Raw genomic sequence first — 12,622 nt, 5'->3', positions numbered from 1 at the left:
CAGCGAGCGAGGAAAACATGAAGAAGACCATGCGCGTGCCCGCCGCAGCCGTCGGCCTGGCCCTCGCCTGCCTCACCGCCTGCTCGGGCCCCGGGTCGTCGTCGTCCCAGGGCGCCGGCCAGGACCACGTGGAGGCGGACTACGCCCAGTACGCCAGCGCCGAGGAGGTCACCACCGTCTCGGACATCGCCATCACCGGCGCCGTGCTGAGCGTGCAGACCAAGGAGTGCGACGAAGGCGGCGAGCCCACCACCGAGCCGACCATCGACCCGACGGCGGCGGACAGCGTCGACACCAACCCCGACCCGTCGGCCAGCACCGTGCCCGACCCCACGGCGACTCCGTCCGGGATCGCGGGCGACCCTCCGGGCGACGCCCAGTGCATGCCGATGGTGTTCCTGAAGGTGCGGGTCTCGGGGATGATGAAGCGCGGCTTCGGCGTCACCGAGGGTGACGAGATCGTCGTCGGCAACATCGACACCGACGCCGTGTCGATGGAGGGCACCACGCCGATCAGCGTGGGCAAGCAGTACGCCCTCTACCTGACGCAGCTCGCCGCGGGGGACCACCCGGGCATCACCTCGGTGCCCACGTTCTGGATCCCCGTCGGCGGCAACCAGGGCGTGTTCGTGCTCGGCAAGGGCAGCGTCCAGCCGGCCTCTTCCAACATCGTGGCGCTGACCGCCGCCGAGGCCGAGAAGGTGCGCAAGAGCTCGGGCGGGACCCGCCCGGGCAAGTTCACCACGACGGTCGCCGACCTGAAGAAGGCGGCCGCGGTGGCCGCCGCCAAGGAAAGCGCCAAGCAGCGCAAGAAGTAGCGCGGACGGCGGCGGCCGGCGAGAGCGCCGGCAGCGGCCGGTCCAGAGAAGCGGCCCGGACGCGGGTCACCGCCTCAGTCGCGGTGGCCCGCGGCGTCGCTACGTCTGGGCCGTAGGGCGCCTCAGGAGGGCTCTGATCGGGCGCCACAGTTCCAGGACGAGGTCCGGGCCGCCCACGACACCGTTGTCAGGGGCCGTGCGCCATATCAGGCCGTCGGGGTGGTGGAGGACCGCCGTGATCTCGTCGGGAGTCGGTGGGGCGGCGTTGCCGCGCAGGTAGACCGACCGCAGGCCGAGGTTGCGGAGCCTGGTCAGGGCTCGGGCCCGGTTCACGGAGTGGACGAGGACGCGGACGGCGCCGGGGCCGTCGGCGGCGGGGCTGGGCAGGTTCAGCGCCACCACCACGGTGCCGTTCGGCAGCTTGCAGAAGCCTCCTGCGGCCATGCGGTCATACCCCCGTGTCGGTCGGTGTGTCGGTCGGTGTCAATAAGAGAACCACAGGACGCACCTAAACACGGATCGACGGTGACCCGCCAGGGGGTCACCGCCGATCATGCTCTGACCTGGGAAAACGCGATTTACTTCGCTGCGGGGCCTACTTCGAGCTCGATCGTCGAGCCGTTCTTGGCCTCCTTGATGATCTTGATCTTGGTGTTGGTGTCAGTGATCTTGACGCCACCGGTCTTGTTCGACTCGTCGTAGTAGGTGTTCACCCGGTCGTTGAAGACCGACACCCCCTTCGACGACGGGATGCGCGTCGCGACACCCGCGTTGTGCAGCTCGATGCCGTCCGTGCGGTACAGGCTGAACGGCGAGTCGTAGGACTGGATGCGGTTGCGCATCAGCGTGCCGTCGGTCCACTTCAGCGCCTTGGGGTGCGAGTCGACCGGCAACAGCAGACCCGTGCCCGGGTGCTCGCTGGTGTTGTTGTCCGCCTGGGAGGTGTCCCACTTCCAGATCAACAGGCCGTTCTGGTACGGGTAGTGCTCCACCCAGTCCGGACGGGTGTCGGTGAAGCCGAAGTTGTACGGGCCGACCTTGAGGGTCTTGTCGTACGACACGTACTGGCGGTTCTCCGCGATGTAGTACTGCGCGTAGTCCTTGGTGAAGGACGCGCCCATGCGCGAGAAGCCGCCCGCCTTCCAGGCCGCGTCCGCGGACTCGGCGTCGTCGGAGAAGACCGCCGCGCCGTCGGCGGTCACGGTGATGCGGTCGGCCGTGAAGCCCTTCTGGGCCACGCCGCCGTCGGTCTGGTAGCGGAAACGCAGGTCGATCTTCTTGCCCGCGTAGGCGTCCAGCGGGAACGCCAGCTTTTTGTACGCGCCGGACGTGCCGGTCAGAACCGGCTTGTCGCTGCCGTCGCGCGGGAGCGGCTGGCCGTCCACCGTGCCGTCGAGCGCGGTCCAGTTGGCGCCGCCGTCGGTCGACACCTCGGTGTAGAGGTAGTCGTAGTTGGCCTCGATGTCGTACCAGCCGTCGAGGGTCAGGGACGCCGACTTCTTGCCGGTGAGGTCGACCGAACGGGCCAGCGTGTTCTTGAGGTTGTCGCCGCTGCCGCTCCACCACTGGTTCGCACCCTGCGCGGGGGCCACGATCTCGGTGGTGACCTTCTTCTTGGGCAGGTCGACCACGAGGGCCTGCTTGTGCTTGGTGTTGTACTCGGCGAGACCCAGCTTGTGCCACGAGTTCGTCGCGGCCTTCGCGGTGTCGTACTTGAGCCAGCCCAGCTGGAGCTTGTCCCAGGCGGTCATGTCGCCGGGCAGGTCACCGATCTCCTTCTTGCCGGTGCCGAGCCAGGAGCCGGAGGACATCAGGGTCCAGAAGCCGGTGGAGTTCTCGCCGTCACCGGTGGTGTCGTAGTGGTCCGGCAGGCCGAGGTCGTGGCCGTACTCGTGGGCGTAGACGCCGAGTCCGCCGTTCTCCGGCTGGACGGTGTAGTCGCCGACCCAGATGCCGGTGTCGCCGATCTTCGCGCCGCCGAGCTTGTTGTCCTCGGGGCCGGTGGCGCCGGCGTCGGTGCCGAAGGCGTACCAGCGGTGGGCCCAGATCGCGTCCTCGCCCTGCGCGCCGCCGCCCGCGGACTCGTCCTCACCGGCGTGGACGACCTGGAAGTGGTCGATGTAGCCGTCCGACTCGTTGAAGTCGCCGTCGCCGTCGAAGTCGTAGCGGTCCCACTGGTCGTACTGCTTGACGTCCGCCTTGATCTCGGCGTCGGTCTTCCCAGCTGCCTTCTGCTGGGAGACCCACGCGTTCAGACCGTCGCTGACGACGTTCCACACGCTCGGGCAGTTCTTGTCACCGCAGGCGTTGTTGCCGTAACGGGCCTCGTTGTAGGGGACCTTGACCCAGTCGGAGACCTCGCCCTCGACCGAGTAACGGCCGGAGGACTGCTTCTCGTAGTACTTCTTCACCGACTCGGTCTTCTTGCCGGTGCCGAAGTAGAGGTCCTGGAAGTACTCCCGGTCGTAGTCCGCCCGCCAGGCCGTGGAGTTGTCCTTCTTGCGGTCCGGCTTGGCTATCTGGTTGTGCAGCGGGCCGGGCGTGCCGCCGAACTCGCTGATCTTGTCGCCGAACTCGACCAGGATGGTGAAGATCTTGTCGGTCTTCTCGCGGCCGAGCTCGACGTACTTGCTGTCGCCCTTCTTGCTCTTGAGCTGGACGACCTTCGAGCCGTCACGGTTCTTGACCGTGTTCTTGCCGGATATGACCTGCTTCAGGGCCTCCTGGCGCTGGGCCTCCTGGGTCTTGCTCAGCGGGCCTTCGAGGTCGTGCTCGCCGTGGTGGCTATCCGCCGGGTCGTGCCGGTCCACGGTGGTGGACCTGGGAGCGGAGGTGTCGTCGGCCTGGGCCACGCCGTATGCGGAGACGGTGGCCGTGGCCGCCGCGAGCGCCACGCCGATGGCCGCCGCTCTGAACGTCCAGGGTCTACTGGTCACTTGAGTTCCTCCCCCGCGTTCGTGCGCGCGGAGGAAGGGGTCTGGTGTCGAAGGGGTCCGCGCGCGCGTGATCAACGCGTGTAGTCAAGTGACGACATTTGACTAGAGGTTTAGAAGAAAAGACAGATCTTGACTTGGACAGGTCAAGTGCATTATGCGGAGCCCGATGTTCGTTTAACGGACAATCAAGTCGGTTCCGGACCGGCGAAGTCCGCCGCCCCACAGGCACGTGCCACCGTCCGGTGGGCGCGCGCATATGTCCACTACTTGGACGCCATGACTCCGTGCGCCCCCTGTGCTCCGGCCCTGTTGATTAGGTCACGCTTACCGTTCGTTCCACTCGGGCACCCTGCCGATTAGAGTCGATTGGCGGAACGCCCGGAAGCTGGCGGAATGCCAGGCCGACACCCCCGTGGACCCCCACTTTCGAGGACATGATGGCCATGCCCCGTCCGACTGCCGCACAGCTCGCCTACGGTTCCTGCACCGTGATCTTCTCGACCCTCGCCATGCTGCTGCTGTCACAGACGAGTTCGGCCGTGGGGATCGCGATCATCGCCGTCGCGGCGCTCGCCCTCGGGCTGCTGGTCGCCATGACGGTGCCGCTGTCCGGGAAGCGCCCGGCGGCGGTGGAACAGCCCGCGCCCGGGGAACCCGTACGGGCCTCGGTTCCCGCCCCGGCCCCGGCCCCGGCTCCGGAACCGGTGCGCGAGCGGGCGGTCTCCTGACCGCCCGCTGACCCTTTCCTACCTTCAGTTGAGGCGTTCTGTGCCTCAATCGGTGCCGACCACAACCGTCTTGGCCGCCTTGTCGTGCAGGCCCTGCTTGTAGGGCCGGTCGAAGAAGCTCCAGCCGCCCGAGATCGCCGTCCAGACGCAGGCGCAGCAGAAGGCGAACGGGATCCACAGCACCGCCGCGCGCATCAGCGCGTTCTGCCCGGAGGGCGTGGCACCGTTGTCCAGGTTGGCCACCCGCATGTGCAACAGCTTCTTGCCGAGGGTCTGGCCGGTCCGCGCGGTCAGAACGGTGTCGTAGGCGATGTAGAGGACGGCGGCGACGGCCGACTGCCAGAAGGACCTGCCGATGTCGATGCGGTCGCTGTCCACGTCGTACTCGTTGACGTCGAAGCCCAAGGTGAGCAGCCAGACGACGACACCCACCAGGATCATGTCGATGATGCGGGCGAGCGTGCGCTTGCCGCTGTCGGCGAGCGGGGGCATGCCGGCGAGGGGGTCGGTGGGGCCGCCGCCGTAGGGCGAACCGCCATAGGGGCCACCGGGGCCACCACCGGGAGGGCCGTCGTAGGGGCCGCCGCCTTGGCCGCCGCCGGGAGGAACACCGCCGGGACCGCCGCCCTGGCCGCCACCTGGCCCGCCGCCCGGGTACGGCGGGGGCTCGTGGTCGTAGGGCGAACCCGCGCCCTCGCCGGGCTGCTCGCCCGGGGGCCGCTTCCTGAACGGATCGTCTTCGGGGGGCTGCTGACCGGAGCCGGGGGGCGGTTCACTGCTCATGGCCCGAGTCGACCGCGAACCCCACGGCTCCGCATCCGGCGGGCGGCCGTCCGAGGTACGGATTCACCTGGTGCGGCGGCCGTACGCCGCCCTCCCGTGCCGGATGTGCGGGTGCCGCTCAGCCCGCCACGAACGTGTGCGCGGCCTTGTCGTGCCAGCACTGGCGCCACGGCTTGTCGAAGAGGCACCAGGCGATGCCGACGATCCCGACGACGAGGAGTCCGGGCACGCTGTAGACCAGCCAGCGGCGCAGGGCCGCGCCGAACTCCGGGGCGTCGTGGCCCTCGATGTCCCGCACGTCGAGACCCATCAGCTTCTTGCCGAGGGTGCGGCCCCACTTGGCGGTGGGCAGCACCTCCGAGACGACGCCGGCGAGCAGCAGGACGACCAGGACGATGCCGAGGTAGGCCGACGTGGTGCCGTCGAGCAGCCAGACCGTGACGGTCTCGCCGGAGAGCCTGGCCTCCTCGATCTTCTCGTTGACGTGGTCGACCGCCTTGATGCCGAGCGGCACGGCGGCCCCGGCCGTGATGCCGGCGAGGACGAGGGTGTCCAGCAGCCGGGCGGCCAGCCGCTTGCCGAGTCCCGCGGGGCGGGCCGACGCCTGACGCCGGGCGGCCGCCTGGAAGATGTCCTCGGTCGGCGGCTTCCAGGGCGCGACGGGCTGATCGGCGCCGTCGCCCGCTCCGGCGAGCCGGTGCACCTGCTGCGCCCAGGAGGACTGACCGCCGCCGGGGCCGGCGCTGAGGGGGGTGGCGGAGGCGCCGGGGCCGGGCTGGGGCGCGCCGGACTGCGGAGGGACGGTGGGCGCCGACTGGGGTCCGGACAGCGCCGCCGGGGCGGCCGCGGAGGCCTGGACGCCGGGGTCGGCCTGTGCGGCGGCCCGGGCCGCGGCGGCCTTCCCGGCACTGAAGCCGGGGCGGTTCGAGGCGTCGGCGGGGGCGGCCGCACCGCCCTGCGCGCCGAAGGCGGGTCCCGCCGGGCTGCCGGCCGGGCCCGCGGGGGCGCCGAAACCGGACCCCGCCGGACCGGCCGAGCCCGCGGAGCCGAAGGCCGCCGCCGCGCCCTGAGAGCCGAAACCAGAGCCTGCCGAGCCGCCACCGGATCCGCCCGGCCCGGCCTGCGCACCGAACCCGGACGCCGCCGGGCCACTGCCCGGGCCGCCCGAGCCCGCCGGACCGAACCCGGGAGTCCCGGAGTTGCCGCCCGTGCCCCCGGCCGGCTTGGAGCCGCCTGCGGACGCGGCCGTGCCCGGACGCGGGGACACCGCGCGGAACGTCATCGTGCCGTCGTCGGGGGCATCGGCGGAGGCCCCTCCCCCGGCCTTCCCCGCCGGGCGCCGGAAGACGAACGTGCTGCCGGCGGCCGCGGCGTTCGCCTCCTGGTCGGCGGCGGACGGCGGTTCCCCCTGCGAGGGGGACTCGCCGGGCGGCTGCCGGTCGGCCTGTGGCACCCGCGGGTCGGCACCCTGCTGAGCCGCTCCCTGCGCGCCCTGCGGTGCGCCCCACGCGACACGGCGGTCCTGGTCGCCGCCGAAGCCCGATTGACGGGAGCGGTCGGCGCCCCAGGCGGACGCGGGCTCGGGACGGCTGCCGTGCTGGGCGTCGGCAGGGGACGGCTCGTCGGCCGGATCCTCGTCGAAGAAGTGCGGGCCGGTCTCCTCGACCGAGGCCGAGCCGGGGCCGGAGCCGGAGCCCGAGCCGGAGGGCGCGGCACCGGGCGGCGGCGCGAGCGTCTCGCCGTCCTTGGGTGCGGGACGGCTGGTGCCCGGTACCCAGGACGCACCGTTCCAGTAACGGACATATCCAGGAATGGATGGGTCCGGGTAATAACCTTCGCGGGGCCTGTCGTCACCGGGGGCCGGGGTTGGGGCGCTCATCTCCGTCGTCCCGTATCTGCTCGAGGGCCAAATGGGGGCCTCCACATCTATCAGACGGGCGCAACCCCCACCGCCGGTCCCACCGGACCCACCCCTTTCGAGCACCGATGTGCTACGCATCGCGCGGCCCGGCGCCTCCCCGTGCGAAAAAACTTCCGGCAACACGCGTAATGCCGCCGCCCCCGCGCGCTCTCTCCTCCCGACCGGCCCTCGCGGGCAGCCGTGCAGAGAAGGGAACACCGCCATGCGCACCGTGGTGGAACGCGAGCTGGAGCTGAAACTCGTCCTGCCGCCGCACCGCCGGATCCCGGTGCCGGCCCGGCTCGGGTACGTCACCGACGACCCGTACGCCGTGCACGTCACCTTCCACATCGACTCAGCGCACCCCGTGCACTGGACGTTCGCCCGGGAGCTGCTGGTGGAGGGCGTGTTCCGGCCGTGCGGGCGGGGGGACGTGCGGGTGTGGCCGGCGAAGGCCGAGGAGCGCGGCGTCGTCCTGGTGGCGCTGAGTTCACCCGACGGGGACGCCCTGCTGGAGGCCCCGGCGGCGCAGGTGTCGGCCTGGCTGGAGCGCACGCTGCGGCTGGTTCCGCCGGGGACGGAAGGGGAGCAGCTCGGTCTCGACGACGAACTGGACCAGTTGCTCGCCCAGTGAGGCCGGTGAAGCCCGTGAAGTCGGTGAAGCCCGTCAGGCCGGTCAGGCCGGTCGGGCCGGTCGGGCCCGTGAGGGCCCGGCCGTCAGAACAGCTTGCCCGGGTTCAGGATGCCCAGCGGGTCGAAGGCCTGTTTGACGGCCCGCTGCATCTCCATCCCCACCGGGCCGATCTCGCGCGCCAGCCACTCCTTCTTCAGCACGCCGACGCCGTGCTCGCCGGTGATCGTGCCGCCGAGTTCCAGGCCGAGGGCCATGATCTCGTCGAAGGACTCGCGGGCGCGCCGGGACTCGTCGGGGTCGGACGGGTCGAAGCACACCGTCGGGTGGGTGTTGCCGTCCCCCGCATGGGCGACGACCCCGATGGTGAGCCGGTACTTCTCGGCGATCCGGTCGACCCCTTCGAGCATCTCGGCGAGCCGGGAGCGGGGCACGCACACGTCGTCGATCATCGTCACGCCCTTGACCGCCTCCAGCGCGGTGAGCGACAACCGCCGCGCCTGGAGGAGCAGTTCCGACTCGGCCGCGTCGTCGGCCGGTACGACCTGGGTGGCGCCGGCAGCCTCGCACAGCGCGCCGACGGCGGCGAGGTCGGCGGCCGGGTCGGTGGTGTCGAAGGCGGCCAGGAGCAGGGCCTCGGTGGTCTCCGGAAGGCCCATCTGTGCCATGTCGTTGACTGCCTTGACCGTCGTACGGTCCATGAGTTCGAGGAGTGACGGGACGTGGCCGCCCTCCATGATGCGGCACACGGCGTCGCAGGCCGCGGCCGCGGAGGCGAACTCGGCGGCCAGCACGAGCTGCTCGGGCGGCTTGGGGCGCAGGCCGAGCACGGCCCGTACGACGATGCCGAGCGAGCCCTCGGAGCCGACGAACAGCCGGGTCAGGTCGTACCCGGCGACGCCCTTGGCGGTGCGGCGGCCGGTGGTCATGAGCCGCCCGTCGGCCAGCACGACGTCCAGCCCGAGGACGTACTCGGCGGTGACCCCGTACTTCACGCAGCACAGGCCGCCCGAGGCCGTGCCGATGTTGCCGCCGATGGTGCACATCTCCCAGCTGGAGGGGTCCGGCGGATAGTACAGGCCGTGTTCGCCGACGGCCCGGGACAGGGCTGCGTTGATCACGCCGGGCTCGACGACGGCGACGCGGTCGACCGGGTTGATCTCCAGGATGCGGTCCATCTTGGTCAGGGAGAGCACGATGCAGCCGTCGGAGGCGTTCGCGGCGCCGGACAGTCCGGTGCGGGCGCCCTGCGGGACGACCGGGACGCGCAGGGCGGTGGCGGTGCGCATCACGTGCTGGACCTGCTCCACCGTGCGGGGCAGGACGACCGCGGCCGGGGCGCCGGCCGGGCAGAAGCTCGCCATGTCGTGGGCGTAGGAGGCCGTGACGTCGGGGTTGGTGAGGACCGTCTCGGCGGGCAGGCCGCTGAGCAGGAGGTCGACGAGGTTGCCGGTCGCTGCGGTGTCCGCGCCTTCGGAGCTGGGCGCTTCGATACGGCTCATGATCACAGGTTCGCACCCGGGGCCATCGGTGTGAACCCCGTCGGCTGCACCCTTCACCTGCCCGGGTGTGGTCGTCGTACTGACGCACAGTGAGCGCCATGGAGAACCAGCAGGAGGGTCCGCGGCGGCAGTGGAGCAGCCCGAGGGGCCGCTTCCGCACCCGGCGGGTGGTGCTCGTCGGCGTCGCGGGGTGTGCCGTGCTCGGCGGGGTGCTGGTGCTGGTGCCGTGGGAGCGGCCCGCCGAGCCTGCTCCGCCGTCGCCGGGGGCGCTGGCCATGGCGGCGGTCACCGCCGGGGTGCCGGCCGCGCTGCCCGATCTGGCGGAGCTGGTCGGCGAGCGGGAGAAGCGGCTGCGGACGCATCCGCGGGACGCGCGGTCCTGGGCGGTGCTCGGGGCGGCCTACGTGGAGCAGGGGCGGCGGCTGGCGGACCCGGCGTACTACCCGCGTGCCGAGAGGGTGTTGCGTACGTCGCTGAAGGTGCGGCCGCGGCGGAACACACGGGCCTTGGCCGGAATGGCCGCGCTGGCCAACGCGCGCCGGGACTTCCCCGCCGCGCGCCGCTGGGGCGAGGCGGCGCTGAAGCTGGAGCCCCGGCGGTGGACGACGTATCCGCTGCTCATCGACGCCTACACCGGGCTCGGCGAGCACGCGGCGGCCCAGCGGACGCTGGACCGGCTGACGGAGCTGCGCTCCGGGCCTGCCGTGCTGGCGCGGGCCGCTGCCGTCTACCGCGACCGGGGCTGGCGGGAGGACGCGGCGGCCTCACTGGCGGACGCGGCGGCGGGCGCGCGGACACCGGCCGAGCGGGCGGCCTATCTGGAGCGGGCCGGCCAGCTGGCCTGGGAACGCGGGGACCTTCAGGACGCGCTGCGGCATTTCCAGGAGGCGGTGCGCCTCGACCCGGGCCAGCGGGCCGCGCAGGCCGGGCAGGGCAGGGCGTTGGCGGCCCTGGGCCGGACGACGGAGGCGCTGAACGCGTACCGGGTGGCTCTCGCCAAGCAGCCCTGTCCCAGATACGCCCTGGAGCTGGGCGAGCTGTACGAGTCGCTGGGGATGCCGGAGGCGGCCCGGGTGCAGTACGACCTGCTGCGGGAGCGGGTCCGGGGCGCCGCCGCGGGCGGGGCCGACGAGGAGCTGGTGCTGGGGCAGTTCGAGGCGGACCACGGCGATCCGCGGGAGGCCGTCCGGCGGTTGCGGGCCGAGTGGCGCCGCCAGCCGGGGACCGAGGTCGCCGACGCGCTGGGCTGGGCGCTGCACCGGGCCGGGGAGCCGGAGGAGGCGCTGCGGTTCGCGGTGCGGGCGACGGAGGACGACCACGGGGGCGCGGTGCGCAGCGCGGCGTACGCCTATCACCGCGGCATGATCGAGCGGGAGCTGGAGCGGTACGGGGCCGCACGACGCCACCTGGCGGAGGCGCTGCGGATCAACCCGCACTTCTCACCGCTGCATGCGCCTGCGGCGCGGGCGGCGTCGGAGGCGCTGGGGGAGCCGCCGGACGAGGTGCCTCGGATGGAGGAGGAATGAGGGCGTGCGGGTGCCCCGTGACACCCGCACGAGCTCACAGGAGCGATCGGGTCACAGGTTGCCGCGGCGGGCCTGCTCGCGCTCGATCGCCTCGAACAGGGCCTTGAAGTTGCCCTTGCCGAAGCCCATCGAGCCGTGGCGCTCGATGATCTCGAAGAAGACGGTCGGGCGGTCCTGGACCGGCTTGGTGAAGATCTGCAACAGATAGCCGTCCTCGTCGCGGTCGGCGAGGATCTTCAGCTCGCGCAGGGTGTCGATCGGCACGCGCGTCTCGCCGACCCACTCCCCCAGCGTGTCGTAGTACGAGTCGGGCGTGTTCAGGAACTCGACGCCGGCCGCGCGCATGGTGCGGACCGTCTGGACGATGTCGTTGGTGTTGAGGGCGATGTGCTGGACGCCCGCGCCACCGTAGAACTCCAGGTACTCGTCGATCTGGGACTTCTTCTTGGCGATGGCCGGCTCGTTGATCGGGAACTTGACCTTGAGCGTGCCGTCGGCGACGACCTTCGACATCAGCGCGCTGTACTCGGTGGCGATGTCGTCGCCCACGAACTCCTTCATGTTCGTGAAGCCCATCACCTTGTTGTAGAAGCCGACCCACTCGTTCATGCGGCCGAGCTCGACGTTGCCGACGCAGTGGTCGATGGCCTGGAAGGTGCGCTGTGCGGGCGGCTCGACCATCGGCTTGGCCGCGACGTAGCCGGGCAGGTACGGGCCGTCGTAGCCGGAGCGCTCGACGAGGGTGTGGCGGGTCTCGCCGTACGTGGCGATCGCGGCCAGGACGACCGTGCCGTGCTCGTCCTTCAGCTCGTACGGCTCGGCCACCGAGCGGGCACCGTGTTCGAGGGCGTAGGCGTACGCGGCGCGCGCGTCCGGCACCTCGATGGCGAGGTCGACGACACCGTCGCCGTGCTCGGCCACGTGCCGGGCGAGGAAGTGGCCCCAGTCGCTGGACGGCTTGATGACCGAGGTGAGGACGAAGCGGGCGGAGCCGTTCTCCAGGACGTAGGCAGCGGTCTCGCGGCTGCCGTTCTCCGGTCCGGAGTAGGCGACCAGTTTCATGCCGAAGGCGGTGGAGTAGTAGTGCGCCGCCTGCTTGGCGTTGCCCACGGCGAAGACGACCGCGTCCATTCCCTTGACCGGGAAGGGGTCGGCCTGCCGGGCGGTGTCGGGAGTGTGGTGTGTGGTCTGCGTCATAGCCGCAGGGTCTCCCCGCTCGGCAAGGTGCGCAATAGTTTGCGTTTCCGCTGGGCAATCTGTTCAGCAATACGGCCGTATCGACGGCGCTTCTGTACAGGATGACCATGCCGGGAGGCTGCTGTGGCGATCGATCATCTGGACGGCCGGATCATCCTGCTGCTGGCGCGGGAGCCGCGGATCGGGGTGCTGGAGATGTCCCGGCGGCTGGGCGTGGCCCGCGGCACGGTGCAGGCGCGGCTCGACCGGCTTCAGTCGAACGGAGTCATCCGCGGCTTCGGCCCGGAGGTGGACCCGGCGGCGCTCGGCTACCCGGTCACGGCGTTCGCGACGCTCCAGATCCGGCAGGGCCAAGGCGCCGACGTACGGGCCCACTTGGCGTCCGTGCCCGAGGTGCTGGAGCTGCACACCACCACCGGCAGCGGGGACATGCTGTGCCGGCTGGTGGCCCGCTCGAACGCCGATCTCCAGCGTGTGATCGACCGGGTCGTCGGTTTTGATGGCATCGTCCGGGCCTCCACGGCGATCGTCATGGAGAACCCCGTTCCGCCGCGGATCATCCCGCTCGTGGAGCAGGCCGCGGAGGAGACCTGAGTCGTGG

Annotated in this window: 11 protein-coding genes; 5 read left to right on the top strand and 6 right to left on the bottom strand. The window is 71.3% G+C overall.

Annotation, left to right across the window (positions count from 1 at the left end; all coding sequences use genetic code 11):
• The first annotated feature begins 17 nt into the window (after window positions 1-17).
• Complete coding sequence (locus tag QC385_RS36255) at window positions 18-818, top strand: hypothetical protein (protein ID WP_150481143.1); 801 nt, start codon at window positions 18-20, stop codon at window positions 816-818.
• A 99-nt stretch (window positions 819-917) separates the two neighbouring features.
• On the opposite strand, the gene QC385_RS36250 is transcribed toward QC385_RS36255, so the two are convergent.
• Entirely contained in the window at window positions 918-1,262 is a 345-nt protein-coding gene (locus QC385_RS36250; protein ID WP_279545638.1) for a hypothetical protein, read from the bottom strand.
• Between the two features lie 134 nt (window positions 1,263-1,396).
• Window positions 1,397-3,754, bottom strand: a complete 2,358-nt coding sequence (locus QC385_RS36245; RefSeq protein ID WP_279545637.1) for an immune inhibitor A domain-containing protein — start codon at window positions 3,752-3,754, stop codon at window positions 1,397-1,399.
• A gap of 437 nt (window positions 3,755-4,191) precedes the next feature.
• Between QC385_RS36245 and QC385_RS36240 the strand changes: the two genes are divergently transcribed.
• Window positions 4,192-4,482 (top strand): hypothetical protein, encoded by a 291-nt coding sequence (locus QC385_RS36240; protein ID WP_443033078.1) that lies wholly within the window; start codon window positions 4,192-4,194, stop codon window positions 4,480-4,482.
• Between the two features lie 45 nt (window positions 4,483-4,527).
• On the opposite strand, the gene QC385_RS36235 is transcribed toward QC385_RS36240, so the two are convergent.
• Both QC385_RS36235 and QC385_RS36230 read right to left on the bottom strand, forming a co-directional pair.
• Window positions 4,528-5,265 carry an RDD family protein gene (locus QC385_RS36235; RefSeq protein ID WP_279545635.1) on the bottom strand — a complete coding sequence of 246 codons (738 nt, stop codon included), beginning with the start codon at window positions 5,263-5,265 and terminating at the stop codon, window positions 4,528-4,530.
• 118 nt (window positions 5,266-5,383) lie between these two features.
• Window positions 5,384-7,144: an RDD family protein gene (locus QC385_RS36230; RefSeq protein WP_279545633.1), complete on the bottom strand. Its 1,761-nt coding sequence runs from the start codon at window positions 7,142-7,144 to the stop codon at window positions 5,384-5,386.
• Window positions 7,145-7,388: 244 nt separating this feature from the next.
• On the opposite strand from QC385_RS36230, the gene QC385_RS36225 reads away from it, so the two are divergent.
• The gene (locus QC385_RS36225) at window positions 7,389-7,799 is read left to right on the top strand and encodes an SsgA family sporulation/cell division regulator (RefSeq protein ID WP_279545632.1); all 411 of its coding nucleotides are present in this window, start codon (window positions 7,389-7,391) and stop codon (window positions 7,797-7,799) included.
• 83 nt (window positions 7,800-7,882) lie between these two features.
• Here the strand turns inward: QC385_RS36225 and QC385_RS36220 are convergent, their stop codons facing one another.
• Entirely contained in the window at window positions 7,883-9,304 is a 1,422-nt protein-coding gene (locus QC385_RS36220; RefSeq protein WP_279545631.1) for an FAD-binding oxidoreductase, read from the bottom strand.
• A gap of 92 nt (window positions 9,305-9,396) precedes the next feature.
• On the opposite strand from QC385_RS36220, the gene QC385_RS36215 reads away from it, so the two are divergent.
• Window positions 9,397-10,824 (top strand): tetratricopeptide repeat protein, encoded by a 1,428-nt coding sequence (locus QC385_RS36215; protein ID WP_279545630.1) that lies wholly within the window; start codon window positions 9,397-9,399, stop codon window positions 10,822-10,824.
• Window positions 10,825-10,875: 51 nt separating this feature from the next.
• Here QC385_RS36215 and hppD read toward each other — a convergent pair whose 3' ends face one another.
• Complete coding sequence (gene hppD, locus QC385_RS36210; protein ID WP_279545629.1) at window positions 10,876-12,021, bottom strand: 4-hydroxyphenylpyruvate dioxygenase; 1,146 nt, start codon at window positions 12,019-12,021, stop codon at window positions 10,876-10,878.
• A gap of 123 nt (window positions 12,022-12,144) precedes the next feature.
• On the opposite strand from hppD, the gene QC385_RS36205 reads away from it, so the two are divergent.
• Window positions 12,145-12,615 carry an Lrp/AsnC family transcriptional regulator gene (locus QC385_RS36205; protein ID WP_279545628.1) on the top strand — a complete coding sequence of 157 codons (471 nt, stop codon included), beginning with the start codon at window positions 12,145-12,147 and terminating at the stop codon, window positions 12,613-12,615.
• Window positions 12,616-12,622 lie beyond the last annotated feature (7 nt).

It is taken from the genome of Streptomyces sp. DH10 (assembly GCF_029813805.1).
In the GTDB taxonomy this organism is placed as follows: Bacteria; Actinomycetota; Actinomycetes; order Streptomycetales; family Streptomycetaceae; genus Streptomyces; species Streptomyces coeruleofuscus.
Note: the sequence above shows the minus strand (reverse complement) of the source record. Positions and strands in the feature narration are given on the sequence as shown.